Here is a 23,620-nt window from a genome sequence, read left to right on the forward strand (position 1 = left end):
GAAAGTGATGGCGCGCTCCGCGGCCCGTCCCACGTGGGTGAACAGACCCGGTGGGCGCGGGCCTCTCCTGCGACCCGAGAGGTGCATGTGTCGAAGCTCGAAGCGGAGCATCTGTACAAGGTGTTCGGAAGGCGGCCCCAGCAAGCGGTGCGCAAGCTCCGTGAAGGGGCGAACCGTGAGGAACTGCGCAAGGCGGGTGCCACCCCGGCGGTGATCGACGCGTCGATCACCGTGGAACCCGGGGAGATCTTCGTGGTGATGGGGCTGTCCGGCTCCGGGAAGTCCACGCTGCTGCGGATGCTCAACGGTCTGCTCGAACCGACCGCGGGCCGGGTGCTCTTCGACGGGCAGGACCTCACGGCGCTTTCCGCCAAGGAGCTGCGCGAGGTGCGCTCGCGCCGCATCAGCATGGTCTTCCAGCACTTCGCCCTCTTCCCGCACCGCAGTGTGCTGGACAACGCCGCCTACGGCCTCCAGGTGCAGGGCGTGCCCCGCGAGGAGCGCAGGGAGCGCGCGGTCCGCGCCCTGGAGCTGGCCGGCCTCTCCGGCTGGGAGGACTCCTGGCCCGACGAGCTGTCCGGCGGCATGCAGCAGCGGGTCGGCCTGGCCCGGGCGCTGGCCACGGACGCGGACCTGATGCTGATGGACGAGTCGTTCAGCGCGCTCGACCCGCTGATCCGCCGGGACATGCAGGACCAGTTGCTCGACCTCCAGCGCACCCTGCGCAAGACCATCGTGTTCATCACCCACGACCTGAACGAGGCCATGCGCCTGGGTGACCGCGTCGCGGTGATGCGCGACGGGCGGGTGGTGCAGATCGGCACCGCGGAGCAGATCCTGTCCGACCCGGCCGACGACTACGTGGCCACGTTCGTGCGCGACGTGGACCGCAGCAAGGTCCTCACCGCGGGCTCGGTCATGGTGGAGCCCGCGGTCGCCGCCACGGCCGAGCGGACCCTGGACCGGGCGGCGGTCACCGTCACCGAGGACACCCCGCTGGCCGAGCTGATCGCCCCCTGCTCGCGGACCGGTGCGCCGGCCGCCGTGGTGGACGACGGCAACCGGGTGGTCGGCATGGTGCCGCCCGACACCCTGCTGGCCGCGCTCGCCGACCAGCCGCGCCACGAGGTGGACCTCGACGCCGTGGACGGCGACGGGTCCGCGACCGGCTCACCGCCGGGCCGGCACCGCCCCGGGCCCGCGGCGGCGGGCGCCCGGGGAGGCGCCGGCAGGGCCCGCACCGACGCGGGGAAGGAGGCCGCCGGTGCCTAGGATCGACCTCGGCCACTGGGTGGAGCGCGCCGTCGACTGGCTCCAGTCCCACCTCGGCTGGTTCTTCGACTTCGTCAACTCCGTCCTCACCGGTCTGTACGACGCCGCGCACGGGGTGCTCGACGCCCCCGACCCGCTGCTGATGACGGCGATCCTCGCCGTGGTCGCGCTGTGGCTGCGCGGCCCGCTGGCGGCGGTGCTCACCGTGGTGGGCTTCCTGCTGATCGACTCGGTGGAGCTGTGGGACCAGGCGATGGCCACGATGTCGCTGGTGCTGGTGGCCAGCGCCATCACCGTGCTCACCGCGGTCCCGCTGGGCGTGTGGGCGGCGCGCAGCCGCTCGGTCAGCGCCGCGGTGCGGCCGCTGATGGACTTCATGCAGACGATGCCCGCCTTCGTCTACCTCATCCCCGGGGTGGTGTTCTTCAGCATCGGCATCACGCCCGGCATCATCGCGACGATCGTCTTCGCGATGCCGCCCGGCGTGCGGATGACCGAGCTCGGCATCCGCCAGGTGGACTCCGAGCTGGTCGAGGCCGCGCAGGCGTTCGGCACCGGCCCGCGCGACACCCTGCTGAGGGTGCAGCTCCCGCTGGCCCTGCCGACGATCATGGCCGGAATCAACCAGGTGATCATGCTGGCCCTGTCCATGGTGGTGATCGCCGGCATGGCGGGCGCCGAGGGGCTCGGCGAGTCCGTGTACTCCGCGGTGACCCGGGTGGACATCGGTCTCGGCTTCGAGAGCGGCCTGGCGGTGGTCATCCTGGCGATGTACCTCGACCGGATGACCGGGGCCCTCAACCAGCTCGTCTCCCCGCTGGGCCGCAGGGCCGCGGCCAAGGCCGCCGCCTCGGCGACCGGCCCCCGGTTCCTGCGCTACCGGCCCGGCACCGCCGTCGCCGTCGTCGGGATCGTCGTGCTGTCCCTGCTCGCCTCCGGGCTGAACCTGTTCGCCTCCGACGACGGGGACGGCAGGGACGTGGCCGGGGCGGAGGACGTCGGCCGGGGCAAGCGGATCGACATCGGCTACATCCCCTGGGACGAGGGCATCGCCTCCACCTACCTGTGGAAGGAGCTGCTGGAGCGGCGCGGCTACCGGCCCCGGGTCAAGCAGCTCGACCCCGGCCCGCTCTTCTCCGGCCTGGCCCGCGGGGACGTGGACTTCCAGACCGACGCCTGGCTGCCGACCACCCACGCCAACTACTGGGACCGCTACGGTTCGCGGATCGACGACCTGGGCTCCTGGTACGGGCCCACGTCGCTGGAGCTCACCGTGCCGTCCTACGTCAAGGACGTGGACTCCCTGGCCGACCTGAAGGGCAAGGCGTCCGCGTTCGACGGCAGGATCGTCGGCATCGAGTCCAGCGCCGGGATGATGGGCATCCTGAACGACAAGGTCATGGGCGCCTACGGCCTGGACGGCGAGTACAAGGTCGTCTCCTCCAGCACCTCCACCATGCTGGCCGAGCTGGACCGCTCGATCAGCAGGAAGGAGCCGGTGGTGGTCACGCTGTGGTCTCCGCACTGGGCGTACAGCAAGTACGACCTGAAGAAGCTCAAGGACCCGAAGGGCGCCTGGGGCAAGGGCGACGAGCTGCACACGGTCGCCGCCAAGGGCTTCGCGAAGAGGGAGCCCACGGTCGCCGGGTGGCTGAAGGACTTCCGGATGACCGAGGAGCAGCTCGCGGGCCTGGAGGAGAGCATCCAGGACGCGGGCAGGGGCAAGGAGCAGGAGGCCGTGAGCGCCTGGCTCGACGACAACCCCGAGGTCGTCGACGCCTGGGCGCCCGTCCCCCGGTGACCCCCGGACGGCGCCCCGCCCTCCCGCGCCCCCGCCGCGCGCGGTCAGGGGGCGCCGCCCACCCGCCCCCGCCCGCGGGACCCGTGCCCGGTGGCCCGACGCCGCCGGGCACGGGCGCCCCCGCCCGCCCGGGGACGCCGGGCGCCGGTCTCCCCGCCCGGCCGGGGCCGCCCGGCCCGGGCGCTCCCGCCGCGCTGGTGCCGCGGCGCGCGGACCGCCCCCGCCGCGGCGGACCGGCCCTCGTCCCGCTCCGCCCGGCCCGGGGGAGCCGGGCGCGGCTACCCTGTCGCTGATGACTGCACGCATCGTCTCCCTCGTCCCCTCGCTGACCGAGGCGGTCGCGGCGACCGCGCCGGGACTGCTGGTGGGTGCCACCGACTGGTGCAGCCACCCCGCCGGCCTCGGGGTGACCAGGGTCGGCGGCACCAAGAACCCCGACGTCCCCCGGATCGTCCGCCTCGCCCCCGACCTGGTGCTGGCGAACGAGGAGGAGAACCGCGCCCCCGACCTGGCGCGGCTGCGCGCCGCGGGCCTCGAGGTGTGGGTCACCGTGATCCGCACCCTGGAGGACGCCTTCACCGAACTGGACCGGATGCTCACCCGCGCCTGCGGCCTGGCCCGCCCCCGCTGGCTGGACGAGGCCGAGGCGGCCTGGTGCGCGGTGCCGGAGCCGGACGAGCGGCGCCGGGCCGTGGTGCCGGTGTGGCGGCGGCCGTGGATGGTGCTGGGCCGGGACACCTTCGCCGGGGACGTGCTGGCCCGGCTGGGCGTGGAGAACGTCTACGCCGGGCACGCCGAGCGTTACCCGCGCGTCCCCGTCGAGGAGCTGCGCGCCGCCGGCGCGGACCTGGTGGTCTTGCCGGACGAGCCCTACCGGTTCGCGGCCGACGACGGCCCGGAGGCGTTCCCCGGCCTGCGCTCCGCCCTGGTGAGCGGCCGCCACCTCACCTGGTACGGCCCGTCACTCACCGAGGCCCCCCGCATCCTGTCCCGTGCCCTGCGCTGAGCTCCCCCCTTCCCGCGCCCGCCTCACCCGTGTCATCCCGTCCCTCATGGCACGCCGCCTCACCGCGAGGCGACTCCCGGCCCGCGCACGGGGCCCTCTCCCGCCCTCACCCCGCGCCGTGGGCCCCGACCGCCCCGGCGACCCCCATGGCCGCCGCCTCCACCAGCGCCCGCATCACCCGCGGGTCGTCGCCCTCCTCCGGGTGCCACTGGACTCCCAGGGCGAACGGCAGACGGGTGTGCTCCACCGCCTCCACCGTGCCGTCGTCGGCGAACGCGCTCACCCGCAGCTCCCGTCCGAGCCGCTCCACCGCCTGGTGGTGGTAGGTCGGCACCGCCGCACCGCCCGGCAGCACGGACCCCAGCAGGGTGCCCTCTACCGTCCGGACCGGGTGGGTGCCCATGACGCCGACCCGCTCGGCGTGCCCGCTGTGGCCGACCACGTCGGGCAGGTGCTGCACCAGGGTGCCGCCCAGGGCCACGTTGAGCAGTTGCATGCCCCGGCAGATCCCCAGCAGCGGCGTGCCCCGCTCCAGGGCGGCCTCGATCAGCGCCAGCTCCCACACGTCCCGCTCGGGCGCGGGCGGCCCGGTGTGCTCGCCCGGCTCGGCCCCGTACCGGCCGGGTGCCACGTCGGGGCCGCCCGCGACCACCAGCCCGTCGATCCGCGCCACGACCTCGGCGGCCGCCTCGGGCGTGTCGGGCGGCAGCATCGCGGTGAGCCCGCCCGCCCGCCGCACCAGCAGCGGGTAGCCCGCCGCGAGCAGTGCCGCCCGGCCCGCCCACACCCCCCACCGGGCCTCGTCCCAGTAGGTGGACACGCCGATCAGCGGCTTGGTCGTCGGGGTCACACGGCCTCCCGGGGGTTGTCCTTGGCCAGCTCGGCCTCGGCCTCGGCCAGCGCCGCGAACTCCTCCTCGGGCGCCGAGGCCACCAGCCGGTGGCGGCTGTAGAGGGCGAAGTATCCGATGGCCACCAGATACACCGCCAGGGTTGTCACCGCCGCCTTGACGTCCACCAGGAACGTCGCGACGAGAGCGGCGCAGGCGAGGACGAAGGCCGTTCCGGAGGTGACACTCCCGCCGGGGGTGCGGTAGGGCCGGTGCAGTCCGGGCTCGCGGCGGCGCAGCACCAGGTGGGAAAGCGACATCAGGACGTAGGAGATGGTCGCCCCGAAGACGGCGATGTTGAGCATGCGGGCCCCGTCCTCGGTGGCCGCGGCCAGGGCGAAGCCGATCGCGCCCGGTACCACGAGACCGAGCCAGGGTGCCTTGCGGCGGCTGGTCAGTGACAGGAAGCGGGGCAGGTACCCGGCGCGGGACAGGGCGAACAACTGGCGGGACCCGGCGTAGACCAGGGAGAAGAACGAGGCCACCAATCCGGCGAGGCCCGCGTAGTTGACGATCCGGCTCAGCGCGGTCGGCTCGCCCCCGTTGGTCGCCTCCAGCGCGGTGACCAGGGGGTTGTCGCTGTCCTTGAGGGCGTCGGCGCCGCCGGCCGCCGCGGCGGGCAGCAGGGTGAGCAGGGCCAGCAGCACCAGGATGCCGATCGCGGGGCCCATGGCCCTCGGCAGCGTCCGCACCGGGTCCTTGGCCTCCTCCGCGGCCAGTGGCACCCCCTCGATGCCGAGGAAGAACCACATGCCGAACGGGAACGCCGCCCAGATGCCCAGCAGCCCGAACGGCAGCCACGAGCCGGAACCGGCCGCGTCGTGGTCCACCGCGATGTCGGTGAGCCCTCCGGCGTCGAAGTGCGCCAGCGCCCCCACGCAGAACACCAGCAGCGCCGCCACCGCTATGCCGGTCACCACGAAGCTGAACCGCAGCGCCTCGCCGACACCCCACAGGTGCACACCGATGAAGACGGCGAAGCAGGCGAGGTAGACGGGCCAGCCCGAGGTGAGCCCGAACAGGCCGAGCGACTCGACGTAGCCGCCGATGAACACCGCGATGGCGGCCGGCGCCAGAACGTACTCGATGAGTATCGCCGTCCCGGTGAGGAACCCGCCCCAGGTGCCGAGCGCCCGCCGGGCGAAGCCGTACCCGCCACCCGCCGTGGGGAGCACCGACGACAGCTCGGCCAGCGAGAAGACCATGCACGTGTACATCAGGCCCATCAGCGCGGTGGCGATGGCGAGCCCGCCGAAGCCGCCCTCGGCGAGGCCGTAGTTCCAGCCCGCGTAGTCACCGGAGACCACATAGGCGACGCCGAGGCCGGCCAGCAGCAGCCACCCGGCGCTGCCGCGCCGCAGTGTGCGGCGCTCCAGGTAGTCGTCGGCGGGCGGTGCGGTGCTCCCCCGTGCGGCGGAGCCGGAAGGCGTGCGGCGAGGCATGAGGCAGCTCCCCCGAGCGATTCCAAAGGACTGGACATAAACCATTGCCCGGCGCGGCGGGAAAAGCAAGACCTGTGCGCTACGTTTTTGTCACGCACCGTTACGACTGTGTGTACCGGGTGGTGCGAGGACCCGGCGCGCTCCCCGGAGCGTCCTCGGCTCGCGCCCCTCAGGCGAGGAATCCGCGCAGCAGCGCCGCCGTGCCCGCCACGTGCTCCCTGGCCGCCTCGCGGGCGGCGGCGGGGTCACCGGCGAGGATCGCCTCGACCAGCTCGGTGTGCTGCGCCTGCGAGTGCTCCAGGTTGCGCACCAGCAGGGGGATGCAGTCCAGCAGCTCGTTCACCCGCGCCCGGACCGCCGCGTAGTGCGTGGCCACCGACGGCGAGCCGCACAGCTCGGCCACGGCCAGGTGCAGCAGGGTGTCCGCCCTGCGGTAGTCGGACAGGGGGGCGTCCCTGGTGGCGTCCAGGCAGTCGCGCAGACGGCGGGCCGCCGCCCCCTCGAGGCGGGCCGCGGCGCACAGCTCGGCCGCGCCCACCTCCAGCACCTCGCGGAAGCGCAGGGCGTCCTCGATGCCGCCGGGCCCCAGCTCCCGGAGCTGGCGGCGCAACTCCTCCTCGAGGCGGCTCTCCCCGGCCCCGTCCTCGGCCCTGCGCCGCACGAAGGTGCCGCCGTACCGGCCGCGCCTGCTCTCCACGAGTCCCTGGTCGTGCAGCACCTTCAGCACCTCGCGGAGGGTGACCCGGCTGATGCCCAGGCGCCGCGCGAGCTCGCGCTCCGACGGCAGCCGCTCCCCGGCGGGCACCAGTCCGAGCCGGACGACCTGGAGGATCTGCTCCAGGGCCTCCTCGAAGCCGTTGCCCGCGTGCACGGGTCTCAGCACCGGTGCGAGCGCGTCCACTCCCTCGCCGTACCCCGCCGCGGGGAGTTCCCCCTTCCGGGTCATGTCCCTCTTCCGTGTCACTTGTTCGGTCAGGCCTTCACAACCAATGGTACTTCCCCATACCTTTGCATCGCGGGGTTTCGGCTCAACCGGCACCGAACCACGGCACCGCGCCACGCCCGCGGGCGTCGGCTCCCCGCTCAACACTCCCAGCCACCCAAGGAGGCACGCGTGGCGATGCGCACACCCCCGCTCGCGGTCGAGGAACTGCGCTCCCTCGTCCGCGGCGGCGAGATCGACACCGTCGTCCTGGCCTTCCCCGACATGCAGGGGCGGCTCCAGGGCAAGCGCTTCGCCGCTTCCTTCTTCCTGGACGAGGTGCTGGAGCACGGCGCCGAGGCCTGCAACTACCTGCTCGCGGTGGACGTGGACCTCAACACCGTCGACGGCTACGCAATGTCCTCCTGGGAGCGCGGCTACGGCGACTTCGCCATGCGCCCGGACACCGCCACGCTGCGCCGGATCCCCTGGCAGCCCGGCACCGCGCTGCTGCTCGCCGACCTCGACTGGGAGGACGGCTCGCCCGTCGCCGCCGCGCCGCGCGGCATCCTGCGCCGCCAGCTCGACCGCCTCGCCGAGCGCGGCTGGAGCGCCCAGGTGGGCACGGAGCTGGAGTTCATGGTCTTCCGCGACACCTACGAGGAGGCGTGGAACCGCGCGTACCGCGACCTCACCCCGGCCAACCAGTACAACTCCGACTACTCCGTGCTCGGCACCGGCCGCGTCGAGCCCCTGCTGCGCCGGATCCGCAACGGGATGGCCGGCGCCGGCCTGACCGTGGAGTCCGCCAAGGGCGAGTGCAACCTCGGCCAGCACGAGATCACCTTCCGCTACGACGAGGCGCTCACCACCTGCGACCAGCACGCCGTGTACAAGACGGGGGCCAAGGAGATAGCCGCCCAGGAGGGCGTGTCGCTCACCTTCATGGCCAAGTTCAACGAGCGCGAGGGGAACTCCTGCCACATCCACCTCTCGCTGCGGGACGCCGGCGGCCGCCCGGTCATGGCGGACGACGGAGACGGGATGTCCCGGGTCATGGAGCACTTCCTCGCGGGGCAGTTGGCCGCCCTGCGCGAGCTCACCCTCTTCCACGCCCCCAACATCAACTCCTACAAGCGCTTCCGGACGGGCTCCTTCGCGCCCACCGCCGTCGCCTGGGGCCGCGACAACCGCACCTGCACCCTGCGCGTCGTCGGCCACGGACCCTCCCTGCGCCTGGAGAACCGGCTCCCGGGAGGCGACGTCAACCCGCACCTCGCCGTCGCCGCCATGATCGCGGCCGGCCTGCACGGCCTCGACAACGAGCTGCCGCTGCCCGAGCCGTGCACGGGCAACGCCTACACCGCCGGGTACGACAGGGTGCCCGGCACGCTCCGGGAGGCCGCCGAGCTGTGGGAGCGCAGCACCGTGGCCCGCGCCGCCTTCGGCGACGAGGTCGTGGAGCACTACCGCAACATGGCGCGGGTCGAACTCGACGCGTTCGACGCCGCGGTGACCGACTGGGAGCGGTACCGCTCCTTCGAACGCATGTGAGGAGGTACGACGACGTGTCGCAGCACCATCCGGATGAGCACCGCGCGCCCCGGCTCGGGGAGGGGGACCGCGAGCAGCCCACGGCGGAACACCGGCGGGCGAGCACAGGGGCGGGGCACCCGCGGGAGGAAGGGCCGAGGGAGCACCGGGTGCTGAACCCCGCCACCGAGGAGGTCATCGCCACCGTCCCCGCCGCCACGCCCGCCGACGTGGACGCCGCGGTGCGCCGCGCGGCCCGGGCACAGGTCCGCTGGGCGGCGCTCGCACCCGCCGACCGGGCCCGGCTGCTGCGCCGCTTCGCCTCCGCGGTGGACGACCACGCCGAGGAACTGGCGCGTCTGGAGGTCCGGCAGGCCGGGCACACCATCGGCAACGCCCGCTGGGAGGCCGGGAACGTACGGGACCTGCTGGACTACGCGGCCGGGGGAGTCGAGCGGCTCAACGGCCGCCAGATCCCCGTCCCCGGCGGCATCGACGTCACCTTCCTCGAACCCCTCGGCGTGGTCGGCGTCATCGTGCCGTGGAACTTCCCCATGCCGATCGCCGCCTGGGGCACCGCCCCGGCGCTCGCCGCGGGCAACGCGGTGGTGCTCAAGCCGGCCGAGACCACTCCGCTCACCGCCCTGCGCCTGGCCGAGCTCGCCCTGGCGGCGGGCCTGCCCGAGCACCTGTTCCAGGTCCTGCCGGGCGCCGGAGCGGTCGCGGGGAACGCCCTGGTGGAGCACCCCGGCGTCGCGAAGATCGTGTTCACCGGTTCCACCGCGGTCGGCAGGCAGATCATGGCCAAGGCCGCCCGGCGGATGAAGCGGCTCACCCTGGAACTGGGCGGCAAGAGCCCCAACATCGTCTTCGCGGACGCCGACCTCCAGCGGGCCGCCGCCAGTGCCCCGCTGGCCTTCTGCGACAACGCGGGGCAGGACTGCTGCGCCCGCAGCCGCGTCCTGGTCCAGCGCACGGTGTACGACAGGTTCCTGGAGCTGCTGGAACCCGCCGTGCGCGAGGTGTCCGTCGGCGACCCGTCGGACGAGAAGACCGCCATGGGCCCGCTGATCTCGGCCGCTCAGCGGGACCGCGTGGCCTCCTACGTGCCGGACGGCGCCCCGGTCGCCATCCGCGGCGGCGCTCCCTCCGGGCCGGGATTCTGGTTCCCGCCCATCGTCCTCACCCCGAAGGACCCGTCCGCGCCGGTCGCCGTCGAGGAGGTGTTCGGACCGGTCGCCGTCGTGCTGCCGTTCGAGGACGAGGCGGACGCGATACGGCTGGCCAACGCCACCGAGTACGGCCTGTCCGGCTCGATCTGGACGCGGGACGTGGGCCGCGCCGTGCGGGTCTCCCGCGCCGTCGCCTCGGGGAACCTGTCGGTCAACTCCCACTCGTCGGTCCGCTACTGGACCCCGTTCGGCGGTTACAAGCAGTCCGGCCTCGGCCGGGAGCTTGGCCCCGACGCCCTCGCCGCCTTCACCGAGACCAAGAACGTCTTCATCGCCACGGAGGAACAGTGACCCAGGCCACCGAGCCGCAGGACCCCACTCCCGAGCAGTCCGCCTCCCCGGGCGCGTCCGCCCCCGGGCCGGGCACCGCGCCCGCCCCCGGCGCTCCCGTGTGCCGCCGGCTCGTCGGGCGGACCGCGGTGGTCACCGGCGCCGGCAGCGGCATCGGGCTCGCCACGGCCCGCCGCCTCGCCTCCGAGGGCGCCAACGTGGTCTGCGCGGACATCGACGAGGCGGCGGGCGAGGCCGCGGCCCGGGAGACCGCGGGCACGTTCGTGGCGGTGGACGTCACCGACGCCGGGCAGGTCGAGGCGTTGTTCAAGGCCGCGTTCGACACCTACGGCTCAGTGGACGTGGCGTTCAACAACGCCGGGATCTCCCCGCCCGAGGACGACTCCATCCTCACCACCGGCCTCGAGGCGTGGAAGCGGGTGCAAGAGGTCAACCTCACCTCGGTCTACCTGTGCTGCAAGGCCGCCCTGCCCTACATGCGGCGCCAGGGTAAGGGCTCCATCATCAACACCGCCTCGTTCGTCGCCGTCATGGGCGCCGCCACCTCGCAGATCTCCTACACCGCCTCCAAGGGCGGGGTGCTGGCGATGTCCCGGGAGCTGGGGGTGCAGTTCGCGCGGGAGGGCATCCGGGTCAACGCCCTGTGCCCGGGGCCGGTCGACACCCCCCTGCTGCGGGAGCTGTTCGCCAAGGACCCGGAGCGGGCCGCCCGCCGCCTGGTGCACATCCCGCTCGGGCGGTTCGCGGAGGCGGAGGAGATAGCGGCCGCCGTGGCCTTCCTGGCCAGCGACGACTCCTCGTTCATCACCGCGAGTCAGTTCCTCGTGGACGGCGGGATCTCGGGGGCCTATGTAACGCCGCTGTGAGGCCGGGCCGGAGGGACGGGTGAACTGGCGTACCTTGGCGTCGTGACTGTCACTCCTTCCGGTTGGTACCCCGATCCGCACCAGGCGCCGGGCAGCGGCATGGAGCGTTGGTGGGACGGCACCTCGTGGACCGAGTACACCCGCGCCGCACCGCCCCGGCAGCCGACGACGCCGCACGGGATAGCGGTGACCCCCGGACTGCCCGGCGCGGCGAAGTCGCCCGGCCCCGCGAGCCCCGGCGCCCCCGGCGCCCCCGGCACCCCGGGCAACCCGACCGCCGACGACCCGGGCACGCCCGGCCCGGACACCCCCGGGACGGGGACTCCCGGGGCGGGGACCCCCGGGATGGGGTCCTCCGCCGCTACGAGCACCTCCGGCCCGGGTGCTGCCGGCTCCGGCACCTCCGGCGCCTCGGGTACCTCCGGCCCGGGGATCCCCGCCCCCGGCTCCGACGGCCCGGGTGCTCCCGGTGGCTTCGGTGCCCCGGGCGCCCCGGAGGGCTGGGACTCCGGTGCCCCCGGAGCGGGTGCCCCCGGCGCCTTCACCACGGCGGGCGGGGTCGGCCCTCTGGGTGCTCCGGCCCCTGGTGCGCCCGGTGCCCCGGGTGCGCCCGGACCGACGGGTGCCCCCGCCTCCGGCGGTTACGGCGCCCCGGGTGCGCCTGCTCCGGGGACCCCGGCCCCCGGCGGTTTCGGTGCCCCGGGCGCCCCGGGTACCCCGACTTCCGGCGGTTACGGCGCCCCCGGTGCCCCCACCCCCGGCGCCCCCGCCCACACCGGCTACGGCACTCCGGGCGGCCCCGCCCCGGGTGCCCCCGCGTTCGGTGGCTTCGGGGCGCCCGGGATGCCCGGTGCTCCGGGGGGTCCCTCCGGGGGGTCCCGGGGTGGGCGGAGGTCGTGGGTGGTGCCGGTGGGTGTGGCCGGGGGAGCGGTGGTGATCTTCGGGGCCGTCGTCGGCGGGGTGTTCCTGCTCGGCGGTGACGGGGACGACGGCGGGGCGGAGGGCGCGGCGAAGCCCTCGCTGTCCGTGCCGCCGCCGGGCACCGAGGGGGAGGGCGGCGGCGGGAGCGCCGGGCCGGACGGGGCCGCCCCCGAGCAGGACCCGCCGGCGTCGCGGAGCCCGTCCTCGCCGGACGCCGCGGTGGACCGGAACCTGGGTGTGAGCCTGCCCGTGCCCGACGGCTGGCTCGCCCAGGAGACCGGGACGGGCAACGCGTACGTCACCACCGAGCCGTTCGCGTGCGAGACCGGTGAGACGAAGGTGTGCGTCAGCGCGGGCGCCTACACCCTCGCCTCCACGGTCAAGGACCCCAAGAGCGCCGCGGAGAAGGACGTGGCCAAGAACGCCGAGGCCTCCTACGGGAAGCTCAACGGTCACAAGCAGGTCAAGGCGGAGAAGGTGACCGTCGCGGGGCAGCAGGGCTACCTGGTGCGCTGGCAGTTGGACGTGGCCGAGGGGCCCGACGGAACCGTGCAGAGCGTCGCCTTCCGCTCGCCCACCAAGGGCACCATGACGGTCGTCCGGCTGGCCTTCGACACCACGGACAAGGCGCCGAAGACGGACGTCATGGACAAGATCCTCGACGGCATCAGGGCCGTCACGCCCGCCAGCGGCGTGTAGCCCCTCCCGGCGAGGGCACCCCGCCGCGACCGGGGCGGGGCGCCCTCGCCGGGACACCCCGGCGGGGGAGCGCCACCCCGGCGCCCGTCCCCCCGGCCCCGGGCGCCGCGCCCGCCGCCGTCACAGGAACGTCTTCCCCTCCCCGCGATACGTCGGCACACTGCCCACCACCCGGTCCCCCTCGATCAGGTGCAGCGTGTCGAACCGCTCGCACAGCTCGCCCGCCTTCGCGTGACGGAACCACACCTTGTCGCCGATCAGCAGGTCGTCCGCCGCGGAACCCAGCAGCGGGGTCTGCACCTCGCCGGGGCCCTCCTGCGGGTCGTACGCGAGGCCCTCGGGCAGATACGGCACCGGCAGCCGGTCGCGGCCCGCCGCGCCGGAGGCGGGGTAGCCGCCGCCGAGGACCGTCACCACCCCGATGCCCGGCCGCCGCACCACCGGCTGCGCGAACAGCGCGGCCGGACGCCCGGTGAAGGAGGTGTAGTTGTCGAACAGGCGCGGCACGAACAGCCCGGAGCCCGCCGCCACCTCGGTGACCGCGTCCTCGGCCGCCGTGTGCTGCACGCTGCCCGTCCCGCCGCCGTTGACGAACTCCAGGTCCGCCAGCTCCCGCACCGCGCGCACCACCTCGGCCCTGCGCTCCGCCAGCTCCCGCCGGGCCCGCGCCTGCATCAGCCGCACCGCCCGGGAGAACACCGGCCGCCCCGGCACCCGGTCGCCCACACCCGCGATGTGCCCCTCGTACGCCATCAGGCCCACGAGCCGGAACCCGGGCCTGCGCACCACCTCGCGGGCCAGCGCGGCCACCTCCGCCGGGCCGTGCAGCGGCGAGCGGCGCGCCCCGATCCGCACCCGGCCGCCCAGCATCCGCAGCGAGGTGTCCAGCTCCACGCACACCCGGACCACCTCGCCCCCGCCGTCCCTGGCCGCGTCGATCAGGTCCAACTGCGCCGGGTCGTCCACCATCACCGCCACCGCGGACGCCAACCCGGGGTCGGCGGCCAGTTCGGCGAACCCCGCCCGGTCCGCCGACGGGTACGCCAGCAGCACGTCGCCGAAACCGGCCCTGGCCAGCCACAGCGACTCGGCGAGGGTGTAGCTCATCACCCCGGCGAACCCCTCCGTGCCGGGCAGGCGCTCCCCGCTCTCCCCGGGCAGCAGCCGTTCCAGCAGGGCGCGGCAGCGCACGGACTTGCTGGCCACCCGCACCGGCTTGCCGCCGGCCCGGCGCACCAGGTCGCGGGCGTTGGCGTCGAAGGCGTCGAGGTCCACCACGGCCAGCGGGGCGTCCAGGTGGGCGGTGGCGCGGTCGTAGCGGGCCCGGTCGCCGGCGCGGGAGCCGCCCGCGGCCGAGAGGGAGCCGGACGGCGGGAGCACGGTCGGATTCGCCATACCGGCAGCGTGCCAGACGGCCGTTACCGCCGGGTAGTGGCGGCTGTTCACCAGGCGGGCCACCCTGACGCCTGGTGAGCCAATAGAGTTACGCGGAACCGCGGATCGGCAGGCCACGACAGGGTTGTCCAGGGCTGTCCCGGCCTGTCCGGATCCGCCGCGCACACCCGGACGGGCCGGAAGCGCGGGGAGGGATGCCGGTGAGCACCGGAGTGGAGAACGGCGGCGTCGAAACCGGCACCGCCGGGCGGCTCTCCCCGCCGTGGGAACCGCCGTCCGCGCCCCCCGCCCGCACCCCGCCCACCCACGACAGGCCCACCCACGACAGGCCCGCCCACCACGCGCCGCCCTTGCCGCCACCGCCCCCGCACGCCCCGCCCCGCCACCCCCATCGGCCGGCGCCCCCGCAGCCCGGCCGCGTGCCCCCCGCGCCCGCGGACCACCCCCCGCTCTCCCACCACGGCCCCGTCCCGCCCCCCGCGACCTCCCACCGCTCCCGCCGCCCGGCCCCGCCGCTCCGCAGCCGCGTCGCCGCCGCGCTCTGCCTGATCCTCGGCATCGGCCTGCTCGGCGGCGCTGTCATCGGCGGCACCCTGGACGGCTCCGGCCGCGGCGAGGAGCCCGCGGCCGAGCGGGCCGCCAGGGCGTTCGACGCCACCCGGGAGCTGTGGCACAACGTCCCGGTGGACAGGCTCTTCCCGCGCACCCTGGACGGCCCCAACGCGGGCCCGGGCGGCGCGGACCGGGTGTGGAAGCGGCTGGGGGTCGCGCCCGACGGCGCCTGCCGGCTGGCCGAGGCGTTCGACCCGGCGCTGACGCAGGTCCTGGCGGCCGCGGGCTGCGTGCGCCTGCTGCGCGCCACGTACACCGACACCACCTCCAGTTCGGTGACCACCGTCGGCCTGCTGGTCACCGAGACCGACCAGCAGGGCATGCGCGACCTGAAGGGCCGCTGGAGCCGCGAGGGCCTGGCCACCCGCGCGAACCTGATGCCGCGCCCCCACCCGGTCCCCGGCACCGTCGCGGCCGGCTTCGGCATCGCGCAGCGGGCGAGCTGGACGGTGCGGATCCGCGAGGACGTGCCGTTCGTGGTGTTCTCCGTGAGCGGGTTCGCCGACGGCCGCACGGTCGCCGACCCGGTACCCGCGGTGGAGGCGGTCCGGGAGGGCAACACCGCGCCCCCTGCGGAGGCCGGGCTCGGCCACGACGCGAAGGGCGTCGAGGCGCAGGTCGCCGAGCGGCTCACCGAGGCCGCCGACGCCACGCGCCGTCAGCTCGAGCAGGCCGAGGGGAGGGAGCGCTGATGCGCGCCACCGCCCGCCGTGCCGCGCTGGGCGCCGCCGCCGCGCTGCTGAGCGCCCTGCCCGTGCTCGTCGCGCCCTCCCCGGCGGCGGCCGAGACCATCGAGGAGGGCCAGTGGGGCCTGACGGCGCTGCGCGCCCAGGAGGCGTGGCGCACCACGATGGGGGAGGGCGTCACCGTCGCCGTGGTGGACACCGGCGTGGACGGCACCCACCCGGACCTGCGCGGACGGGTGCTGCCCGGCAGGGACTTCGTCGGTTTCGGCGCCGCCCCGGGGGACGCGGCGTGGGCGAGCCACGGCACCGCGATGGCCGGGATCATCGCCGCGCGCGGCCACGGCCCCGGCGACTCCCAGGGCGTGACCGGCATGGCGCCGCGGGCGAGCATCCTGCCGGTGCGGGTGATCCTCGACCAGGACGACCCGCAGCGCAAACGGGCCCGGCAGACCCGCGCCTCGGCGCTGCCCGAAGGCATCCGCTGGGCCGTGGACAACGGCGCCGACGTCATCAACCTCTCCCTCGGCGACGACAGCGAGTCCTCGCACCCGGAGGCGGAGGAGGACGAGGCCGTGCGCTACGCGCTGAGCAAGGGCGTGGTGGTCGTGGCGTCGGCGGGCAACGGCGCCAAGGAGGGGGACCGCGCCTCCTACCCCGCGGCCTACCCGGGGGTGATCGCGGTGACGGCGGTCGACCGGTTCGGCAGGCGCGGCGACTTCTCCACCCGGCACTGGTACGCCTCCGTGTCCGCCCCCGGGGTGGACGTGGCGATGGCCGACCCCGACCGCAGGTACTACGTCGGCTGGGGGACGAGCGCCGCCGCCGCGTACGTCTCCGGCACCGTGGCGCTGGTCCGCTCCGCCTACCCCGACCTGTCCCCGGCGCAGGTCAAGCGCCTGCTCGAGGACACGGCCCAGAGCCCGCCGCCGGGCGGGCGCAGCGACGAGCTGGGGGCGGGCCTGGTGGACGCCGCCGCGGCCCTGGAGGCGGCCGGCAGGCTCGGGCCCGAGCCGGACGTCCCGCAGCCCTCGCCGCACACCAGGCGCTACTTCGGCGAGGGACCCACCCCGCTGCGGGTGCGGGCCGCGGGGGACGGGTCGCTCCCCGGCGGCCCCGCCGCGGTGTGCGCCGCCGCGGGCGCCGTCCTGCTGCTGGCGGCGGCCGTCCTCCACCTGCGCGGCGGACGCCCCGGCGCCCGGGGCCGCCCCGGCGCCTGAGCGCCCGCCCCGGCGCGGCCGGACGCGACCGCGCGCCTGAGCGCCGCCCCTCCGCGCCGCACCCCGGCGCCTGGGCCCCCGCCCCAGCGCGCCCTCCCCCGCCCCGCGCCCCCACCCCCCGCCGGATAAGCTCCCCGGGTGGCGCACAAGAACATCCCCGACCCGGGCTTCGCCGGCGACCGGGGCGAGGCCGACCCCCGCCTCGCCCGGGCCCTGGCCCGCTACGCGCAGGCCCCCGAGGAGGCCGAGGGCGAGGTGCTCGCGGCGCTCGCCGGGGCGCGGCTGCTCGTCCCCGTCGTCGCCGTGCTCGGCGAGGTGGAGCAGGGCGAGGACGGCCTGCGCCGCGAGAAGACCAGCGACATGGCCGTGCCCACCATCGAGGCGCGGGACGGCCGAAGGGCGCTGCCCGCGTTCACCTCCACCGCGTCCCTGGCCCGCTGGCGCGCCGACGCCCGTCCGGTGCCGGTCGGGGTGCGGCAGGCCCTCCAGGCCGCCTACCAGGAGCGCGCCGACACGCTTCTGATCGACCTCGCGGGCCCGGTCACCTACCAGCTCACCGGCGCCCCCATGCGCGCGCTCGCCGAGGGCAGGGAGCACCTGGACCCGGTCCGCGACCCCGAGGTGGTCTCGGCCGTGCGCGCGGTGGTGGCGGCCCAGCCCGAGGTGGTGCGGGCGCATCTGGTGCCCGGCCGCGGGGCGGACGCCACGCTCGGCCTCGTCGTCGCCGAGGGGGCGTCGGTTCCGGACACGGCCCGCCGGGTGGCGGACGCGCTGGCGGGCGACGCGGTGCTGCGCGCCCGGCTGGTGCGCGGCCTGGAGCTGGCCGTGCTGCCCGCGGAGGCGCGCGTGCCGGGCGAACCGCTGTTCACCCGCTGAACCCACCCGGTGCGGCGCCCGCGAGGCAGCCCCCGCGAGGGCAGCCCTCGCGTCCGGCCGCCGCTCCCGGGAACCGGCGGGCTAGCCGTACACCGGCCCCGTGAACTTCTCCCCGGGCCCCTGCCCCGGCTCGTCCGGCACCAGCGACGCCTCGCGGAAGGCGAGCTGCAACGACTTCAGGCCGTCCCGCAGCGGCGCCGCGTGGTAGTTGCCGATCTCCGGCGCCCCGGCGGTGACCAGTCCGGCCAGCGCGGTGATCAGCTTCCGCGCCTCGTCGAGGTCCTTGTGCTCCGCGGCGTCGGGGGTGTCGGCCAGCCCGAGGTTGACGGCGGCGGCGCTCATCAGATGGACCGCGACCGTGGTGATCACCTCCACGGCGGGCACGTCCGCGATGTCGCGGGTCATCGTGTCGAAGTCGACCGGCGGCTGCCCGTCGTCGGCCGGCCGCTGCTCGGGCATGTCGCTCATGGTTCTCTATCCGTCGGTGCGGTGCGTGGGCCCGCCCAGCCTAGTTGTTGCCGGCCATAACGTTGGTGTCGCCCCACGTCGACGTTGACCTTCGAGTTGGTTGAAGCTCAATGATGGCCAGGTGCCGAAATCTGAGCTGATGCCCATCGGGGTCTTTGCCCAGCGCAGTGGTCTGACCTCCAGCGCGTTGCGGTTCTACGCTGACTCCGGGCTGCTGCCCCCTGCCGAAGTAGACCCGGTCTCGGGCTACCGCTACTACGGCGCTGACCAGGTGGCGCGTGCGACCGCGCTGCGTCAGCTCCGCGAGATCGCCATGCCCCTCGCTGCGGTCGAGGCGGTTCTCGACGCCGGGGCCGAGGAGGCGGCACGGCTGCTCGACGAGCATGTTGCCAAGATCGTCGGGGATGCGTCGACTGCACGGCGGAAGGCGGCTGTCATCAAGTCCGCGCTCGGCGGCAACATGCCCGGTCTGCTGATCGCCACGTTGAAGGGGCCCGTGCTGGCGGATGCGGTCGATCAGGTCCTGACGGCGACCGCGCACGAGCCGGGGACGGCTGTGCTTGCCGGCTTGCGCATCGAGGCGAGTCATGAGGCGATCACCCTGACGGCGACCGACCGGTACCGGCTCTCCACCCGGACCCTGGTACCGGCGCGGCCGGCGGAGCAGACGTGGGTCGGCACGGTCGACGGCGACGACCTGCGGGCCGCCGTCGCCGAGATCCGACACAGTGCGCTGGTCCGCATCGAAGCGGTGCCGCACGGGATCTGGCTGCGCATGCCCGAGCGGAAGGACCGGCACTGCCGGTTGCTGTCCGAGGACTTCCCCGATCACCGGCTGATGCTCGCCTCCCTGGGCGAGATCAGCACCCGCGCGACGGTCTCGAAGGATCTTCTGCTGCGCGCTCTGGAAGAACACCCCGGCGAACGCGTCGCGCTGCACATCTCCGGTCACGGAGTGAACGTCCGGCCCCCGAACGACGAACACTCCGGCATCCCGGTCCTCGCCACCGTGACGGGCGAGGCCCTCCAGATCCAGTTCGAAATGACCACGTTCTATCCCGCCGTGAGCACGGTCATCGGCCCCGACGTGATGCTCGACCTAAGGGGACACGACCGGCCCGTCACGATCCGCTCCGCCGACCGCGGCGATCTCACCACCCTGGCCATGCCCGTCAAGTTCGACCACTCAGACTGAGCACGACAACGAGGAACACGTCATGCCTACCGCACCCGCCAGCCCCGACCCGACCATGGAAGCCATCGGGCAAGCCGTCACCGAAGGCCGAACGGGCAACACTCTCTCCGCCCGCCGCAAGCTCCTGGACCTGTGGTCGGCGATCGGCGTCACCGGCGACCCGCTGCACCGTTGCTCACTCGCCCACTACCTGGCGGACCTCTACGAAGATCCTGCCCAGGCCCTCGCCTGGGACGTCCGGGCCCTGGACGCTGCCGACGCCGTGACCGAGCAGCGTGTCCAGGAGCACCACGCCGGCCTCCACATCGACGGGTTCTACCCCTCCCTCCACCTCAACCTGGCCGACAACTACCGCCGACTCGGGTCCTTCGAAGCGGCCACTGAGCACATCAACGCGGCCAAAGAGCACGCCCCCAACCTCCCACAGGACGCATACGGTGCCCTCCTGCGCACCGCCCTCGACGAGGTGGCAGAGGCCATCTCCCGGCGGGACATCGCCAAGCGGCCCTCCGCACCTGGTCCCACTGCATGACGCACCGGAACGCGCCCCTCACCGTCGAGGGACGCCGTCGACTGGTGGAGCGTTGCCGGACGAGACCGATTGCGCATGTCGCAGCCGAGATGGGGGTGTCCCGGGCGTGCGCTTCGAAGTGGGTCAATCGATACCGGAGCCATGGCGAACGCGGGCTGGAAGACCGCTCGGGAGACATGCCCGACGGCCCGGCCCCATGATCCACGTCGATGTGAAGAAGGTGGGCCGCATCCCTGAACGCGGAGGCCGGCGCGCACACGGACGCGGCAGTGACCAGGCCAAAGCCGTCACCCGGAGCAAGAAGACTGAGCGCGGCGGCTACGTCTATCCGCACTCGGCCATAGACGGACACAGCCGTCTCGCCTACACCGAAGCACTGCCTGACGAGAAGGCCATCACCGCTATCGCCTTCCTCCATCGGGCCCGCGCCTGGCTGGCCGCCCACGGGATCACACGGATCGAACGGATCGTGACAGACAACGGCGCTTGCTATCGAGCCGAGAGCTTCACCCGGGCCCTCCTCGGCGCCAGGCACCAGCGCATCGCGCCCTACACCCCACGCCACAACGGCAAAGTCGAGCGATACAACCGCATCCTGGCCGAAGAGTTCCTCCATGCCCGGACGTGGACGTCGGAAGCCCAACGCGCCAACCTCCTGGGCCGCTGGATTGTCCACTACAACCACCACCGCCCGCACACCGCGCTCGGAGACCAACCACCCGCAGCTCGACTACCGGGCGGCGTCACCAACGTCATGACCTCCTGGACCTAGTACCCGCACCTCCGCGGCCGGGCCCGGGCGGCGCCACCCCCGTGACCTCGCACGCCGCGCCCCGCCGCCCCGCGCCGCGCCGCCGCCGCGCCCCCGGCCGGAGCCTCCACCTCCACCCGGAAACGACCGCACATCAAGCCTTTGTGACCGGTACGCCCCTATGGTGCGTCCACCACCCGCACCTTCCGAGAACAGTCGGCCTTCCGGACGGCCGCTCCCGGCGCCGCGGCCGCCCCGAAGGCACCGGCCCACCGGCCGGCCGATCGGCGGCGACCGGCCCGCAGGAGCCGGCCGCGACCGACGCGAGACCTTCTTCTCCAGGGGGACACGGACCTTGCCATCCCGGCGTGCCGACGCGTGGAGCCCGACCGGGCCCGGCCGGCCTGTCGAGCCGCTCCGGCGACCCCTCGGCCGGCCCCGCGCGGACCGCGCGCACCCCGGCCGCCGCTCGGCGCCCTCCCGCGATGGCCGGCCAAGCTAGGAGACGACAGGCATGCGCCTAGCCGAACGTGACGAGCAACTCGCGGAACTGTACGACCTGCTGGACCGGGCGGCGCGCGGCGGTGGCGGATGCGCGCTGGTCACGGCCGGCGGCGGCCGGGGCAAGACGGCGGTGCTCGGCGCCGTCGGCGCGCGGGCCGCGCGACTGGGCTTCCTGGTGCTCACCGCTTCCGGCTCGTGGGAGGAGAGACACCTGCCAGGAGGCGTGCTCGGGCAGTTGCTGCGCACCCCGGGCGACGCCCCGCTGATCCCGGAGGAGGAGATCGCCGGGCTGCTGTGCCGCCTCGGCGACCTCCACGAGCACCCGGACGAGCTGCCCCCGCGGGCCGCCTCCCGGGTCCACCGGCTGGCCAACGCGATCGTGGCCGCGGCGGAGGAGCGGCCCGTGCTGGTGTGCGTCGACGACGTGCACCACCTGGACGCCGCCTCCCTGCACTGGCTGCTGACCCTCGTCCGGGTCGTCGGCTCCGCCCGGATCGCCCTGGTGATGTCCGAGTGCGAGACGCTGCCGACCCACTCGGCGCTGCGGGCGCAACTGCTGCGGCAGCCGGACTACCGGCGCGTCCGGCTCCCCGAGCTGACCGAGGACGGCGTGGCGCAGATGCTCGGCGAGCACCTGGACCGCCTCACCGTCCGACGGCTCGCACCGCAGGTCCACGCCGTGAGCCGCGGCATCCCGCTCCTGGTCAGGGCCCTGATCGAGGACCTGCGCAACGGGGCGGCGCCGGCCGTGGGGGTCACCGTGGGGCCCGCGTTCGTCGATGTCGCGCTCAGCCTGATGGAGCGCCACGAGCCGGGCCTGCTGCGCACCGCCCAGGTGCTCGCCCTGGTCGGCGGGGAGGAGCAGGCGCGCGAGGTGATCCCGATGCTGCTCGACGACCTGCCGCCCCACCGCATCGACTACTACCTGGCCGGGCTGGCCTCCGTCGGCTTCCTGGACGGCACCCGGCTGCGGCACGCCCCGATCCGCGACGCCGTCCTGCGCACCGTCCCGCCGCGCCGCGCCGCCGAGCTGCACCTGCGCACGTCCGAGCTGCTGTACGAGAACGGCGCCTCCGCGGTGGCCGTCTCCCGCCACCTGGTGGCCGCCGAGCGCGTCCCCGCCGCCTGGGCCGTGCCCGTGCTGCGCTCGGCCGCGGAGTGGCTGACCTCCGCCCGCCGTCTCGCCGAGGCCTACGAGTGCCTGGACCTGGCCCTGCGTGCCTGCGTGCACGAGCCCGGGCGCACCGAGCTGAAGCTCCGACTCGTCCGCGTCGCCTGGCTGCTCAACCCGGCCCTGAGCAGACGCCATGTGGCGGACCTGGTCGAGAGGCTGCGGGCCGGCCGCCTCCCGGAGCGGCACGCGCTGCCGCTGGCGCGGTACCTGCTGTGGTACGGGCAGGTCAGGGAGGCGGTGGACGTGCTGGCCCTGGCCGGTGGGGCGCGGGACGCGGACCCGGTGGCCTCGGTGGAGAAGCGGGTGTCGCGGGAGCTGCTGTTCATCGCCTTCCCCGCGCTGGGCTCGGGGCGCCCCGGGTCCGGCCGGCGGGAGCGGGTCCCGTGGCCGTGGGACCCGGCCGCCACGGATCCGCGGGTCGCCGCCACCGCGGCCCTGTCCCAGGTCCTCGAGCACGGCCCGGACGACGAGGTGATCGCCGGCGCCCAGACCGCGATGCGCGGCATGCGGCTGGACGAGCACTCCTACGTGGCGCTCAGGGCCGCGGTGGCCGCGCTGCTCTTCGCCGACCGGCTGGACGACGCGGGCAGGTGGTGCGACCACTGGCTGGACCAGGCCAAGGAGCAGGGCGTGCCCATGTGGGAGGGGCACTTCGCCGCGCTGCGGGCCGGCATCTCGCTGCGGCAGGGCGACCTGTCCTGGGCGGCCGCGCTGGCGGAGTCGGCGCTGGCCCGGGTCCCCGCGGAGGGGTGGGGCGCGGTGGTCGCGGCCCCGCTCGCGGTGCTGGTGCACGCGGCCACGGAGGCCGGCGACCTGCGGGAGGCCGCCGCCCGCCTGGAGGTGCCGGTGCCCCGGGCCGCGTTCCAGAGCCGCTTCGGTCTGCACTACCTGCACGCCAGGGGCCGCTACCACGCGGAGACGGGCAGCCCGCACGCGGCGCTGAACGACTTCACCGCCTGCGGCGCCGCGATGCGCAAGTGGGGGTTCGACCACCCGTCCGTGGTGCCCTGGCGCACCGAGGCCGCCCATGCCCACCTGCTGCTCGGGGACCGGGACAAGGCGGCCGCGCTCGCCCGCGCCCAGGCGGCCGTCATCCTCGGCGACCGCCCCCGCGCCCGCGGCATGACGCTGCGGGTGCTCGCCGCCGCCACCCCCGACCCCGCCGAGGGCGTCAGCCTGCTCACCGAGGCCGTCGACAGCTTCCGCACCTGCGGGGACAAGCTCCAGCTCGCCCGCGCGCTGGGCGACCTTGGCCTGGCGCACCGCGCGGCCGGGCACCCCGCGCGGGCCCAAGCCGTGCTGCGGCTCGCGGCCGGGCTCGCCGCGGAGTGCGGCG

General features: G+C 74.8%; 18 protein-coding genes and 2 pseudogenes. 15 read left to right on the forward strand and 5 right to left on the reverse strand.

The features are described from left to right. Positions 1-87 precede the first annotated feature (87 nt). From ACYVO2_RS32845 to ACYVO2_RS32855, 3 genes are all read left to right on the forward strand, one after another. On the forward strand, positions 88-1,272 hold the full coding sequence (locus ACYVO2_RS32845; protein ID WP_461011739.1) for a quaternary amine ABC transporter ATP-binding protein: 1,185 nt from the start codon (positions 88-90) through the stop codon (positions 1,270-1,272). Continuing rightward, positions 1,265-3,073, forward strand: a complete 1,809-nt coding sequence (locus tag ACYVO2_RS32850) for an ABC transporter permease/substrate binding protein (RefSeq protein ID WP_461011740.1) — start codon at positions 1,265-1,267, stop codon at positions 3,071-3,073. The genes ACYVO2_RS32845 and ACYVO2_RS32850 overlap by 8 nt, the downstream gene beginning before the upstream one ends. A gap of 292 nt (positions 3,074-3,365) precedes the next feature. After that, positions 3,366-4,079 (forward strand): helical backbone metal receptor, encoded by a 714-nt coding sequence (locus ACYVO2_RS32855; RefSeq protein ID WP_461011741.1) that lies wholly within the window; start codon positions 3,366-3,368, stop codon positions 4,077-4,079. 106 nt (positions 4,080-4,185) lie between these two features. On the opposite strand, the gene ACYVO2_RS32860 is transcribed toward ACYVO2_RS32855, so the two are convergent. From ACYVO2_RS32860 to ACYVO2_RS32870, 3 genes are all read right to left on the reverse strand, one after another. Continuing rightward, the gene (locus ACYVO2_RS32860) at positions 4,186-4,929 is read right to left on the reverse strand and encodes a gamma-glutamyl-gamma-aminobutyrate hydrolase family protein (protein WP_461011742.1); all 744 of its coding nucleotides are present in this window, start codon (positions 4,927-4,929) and stop codon (positions 4,186-4,188) included. Then, positions 4,926-6,410 (reverse strand): ethanolamine permease, encoded by a 1,485-nt coding sequence (gene eat / locus ACYVO2_RS32865; RefSeq protein ID WP_461011743.1) that lies wholly within the window; start codon positions 6,408-6,410, stop codon positions 4,926-4,928. The genes ACYVO2_RS32860 and eat overlap by 4 nt, the downstream gene beginning before the upstream one ends. Positions 6,411-6,579: 169 nt before the next feature. Continuing rightward, positions 6,580-7,356, reverse strand: a complete 777-nt coding sequence (locus ACYVO2_RS32870) for a FadR/GntR family transcriptional regulator (RefSeq protein ID WP_461011744.1) — start codon at positions 7,354-7,356, stop codon at positions 6,580-6,582. 168 nt (positions 7,357-7,524) lie between these two features. Between ACYVO2_RS32870 and ACYVO2_RS32875 the strand changes: the two genes are divergently transcribed. The 5 genes and pseudogenes from ACYVO2_RS32875 (at position 7,525) to ACYVO2_RS32895 (ending at position 12,874) form a co-directional block, all read left to right on the forward strand. Beyond that, the gene (locus ACYVO2_RS32875; RefSeq protein ID WP_461011745.1) at positions 7,525-8,886 is read left to right on the forward strand and encodes a glutamine synthetase family protein; all 1,362 of its coding nucleotides are present in this window, start codon (positions 7,525-7,527) and stop codon (positions 8,884-8,886) included. A gap of 149 nt (positions 8,887-9,035) precedes the next feature. Next, the gene (locus ACYVO2_RS32880) at positions 9,036-10,388 is read left to right on the forward strand and encodes an aldehyde dehydrogenase family protein (RefSeq protein ID WP_461011756.1); all 1,353 of its coding nucleotides are present in this window, start codon (positions 9,036-9,038) and stop codon (positions 10,386-10,388) included. Between the two features lie 98 nt (positions 10,389-10,486). After that, positions 10,487-11,254: a 3-oxoacyl-ACP reductase gene (locus ACYVO2_RS32885; protein WP_461011757.1), complete on the forward strand. Its 768-nt coding sequence runs from the start codon at positions 10,487-10,489 to the stop codon at positions 11,252-11,254. 42 nt (positions 11,255-11,296) lie between these two features. After that, positions 11,297-11,407: pseudogene (locus tag ACYVO2_RS32890) on the forward strand (DUF2510 domain-containing protein); the annotation flags it as partial. Between the two features lie 747 nt (positions 11,408-12,154). Next, positions 12,155-12,874 (forward strand): hypothetical protein, encoded by a 720-nt coding sequence (locus ACYVO2_RS32895; RefSeq protein WP_461011759.1) that lies wholly within the window; start codon positions 12,155-12,157, stop codon positions 12,872-12,874. Positions 12,875-12,994: 120 nt separating this feature from the next. Here the strand turns inward: ACYVO2_RS32895 and ACYVO2_RS32900 are convergent, their stop codons facing one another. Beyond that, positions 12,995-14,269 (reverse strand): amino acid deaminase/aldolase, encoded by a 1,275-nt coding sequence (locus ACYVO2_RS32900; RefSeq protein WP_461011746.1) that lies wholly within the window; start codon positions 14,267-14,269, stop codon positions 12,995-12,997. Between the two features lie 200 nt (positions 14,270-14,469). Here ACYVO2_RS32900 and ACYVO2_RS32905 point away from each other — a divergent pair, with 200 nt between their 5' ends. The 3 genes from ACYVO2_RS32905 (at position 14,470) to ACYVO2_RS32915 (ending at position 17,660) form a co-directional block, all read left to right on the forward strand. Continuing rightward, the gene (locus ACYVO2_RS32905; RefSeq protein WP_461011747.1) at positions 14,470-15,573 is read left to right on the forward strand and encodes a hypothetical protein; all 1,104 of its coding nucleotides are present in this window, start codon (positions 14,470-14,472) and stop codon (positions 15,571-15,573) included. Beyond that, the gene (gene mycP, locus ACYVO2_RS32910; protein ID WP_461011748.1) at positions 15,573-16,784 is read left to right on the forward strand and encodes a type VII secretion-associated serine protease mycosin; all 1,212 of its coding nucleotides are present in this window, start codon (positions 15,573-15,575) and stop codon (positions 16,782-16,784) included. Before ACYVO2_RS32905 ends, mycP begins: the two co-directional genes overlap by 1 nt. Positions 16,785-16,922: 138 nt before the next feature. Then, positions 16,923-17,660: an SseB family protein gene (locus tag ACYVO2_RS32915; RefSeq protein ID WP_461011749.1), complete on the forward strand. Its 738-nt coding sequence runs from the start codon at positions 16,923-16,925 to the stop codon at positions 17,658-17,660. A gap of 81 nt (positions 17,661-17,741) precedes the next feature. On the opposite strand, the gene ACYVO2_RS32920 is transcribed toward ACYVO2_RS32915, so the two are convergent. After that, positions 17,742-18,128 carry a DUF1844 domain-containing protein gene (locus ACYVO2_RS32920; protein ID WP_461011750.1) on the reverse strand — a complete coding sequence of 129 codons (387 nt, stop codon included), beginning with the start codon at positions 18,126-18,128 and terminating at the stop codon, positions 17,742-17,744. A 121-nt stretch (positions 18,129-18,249) separates the two neighbouring features. Here ACYVO2_RS32920 and ACYVO2_RS32925 point away from each other — a divergent pair, with 121 nt between their 5' ends. The 4 genes and pseudogenes from ACYVO2_RS32925 to ACYVO2_RS32940 all read left to right on the forward strand — a co-directional run. Beyond that, on the forward strand, positions 18,250-19,323 hold the full coding sequence (locus tag ACYVO2_RS32925) for a DNA polymerase III subunit beta family protein (protein WP_461011758.1): 1,074 nt from the start codon (positions 18,250-18,252) through the stop codon (positions 19,321-19,323). A gap of 22 nt (positions 19,324-19,345) precedes the next feature. After that, the gene (locus ACYVO2_RS32930) at positions 19,346-19,855 is read left to right on the forward strand and encodes a hypothetical protein (protein ID WP_461011751.1); all 510 of its coding nucleotides are present in this window, start codon (positions 19,346-19,348) and stop codon (positions 19,853-19,855) included. Further along, positions 19,852-20,627 (forward strand): annotated as a pseudogene (locus ACYVO2_RS32935) (integrase core domain-containing protein). Before ACYVO2_RS32930 ends, ACYVO2_RS32935 begins: the two are co-directional and overlap by 4 nt. A 493-nt stretch (positions 20,628-21,120) precedes the next feature. After that, a partial coding sequence (locus ACYVO2_RS32940; protein WP_461011752.1) for an AAA family ATPase occupies positions 21,121-23,620 on the forward strand: 2,500 nt, incomplete at its 3' end.

The sequence above is a fragment of the Streptomyces capparidis genome, assembly GCF_054782095.1.

Bases quoted from the DNA above. Each gene is read 5' to 3' on its own strand.
- ACYVO2_RS32920 (WP_461011750.1), bottom strand. From the start codon at position 18,128: ATGAGCGACATGCCCGAGCAGCGGCCGGCCGACGACGGGCAGCCGCCG.
- ACYVO2_RS32870 (WP_461011744.1), bottom strand. From the start codon at position 7,356: ATGACCCGGAAGGGGGAACTCCCCGCGGCGGGGTACGGCGAGGGAGTG.
- ACYVO2_RS32855 (WP_461011741.1), top strand. From the start codon at position 3,366: ATGACTGCACGCATCGTCTCCCTCGTCCCCTCGCTGACCGAGGCGGTC.
- eat (WP_461011743.1), bottom strand. From the start codon at position 6,410: ATGCCTCGCCGCACGCCTTCCGGCTCCGCCGCACGGGGGAGCACCGCA.
- ACYVO2_RS32900 (WP_461011746.1), bottom strand. From the start codon at position 14,269: ATGGCGAATCCGACCGTGCTCCCGCCGTCCGGCTCCCTCTCGGCCGCG.
- mycP (WP_461011748.1), top strand. From the start codon at position 15,573: ATGCGCGCCACCGCCCGCCGTGCCGCGCTGGGCGCCGCCGCCGCGCTG.
- ACYVO2_RS32930 (WP_461011751.1), top strand. From the start codon at position 19,346: ATGCCTACCGCACCCGCCAGCCCCGACCCGACCATGGAAGCCATCGGG.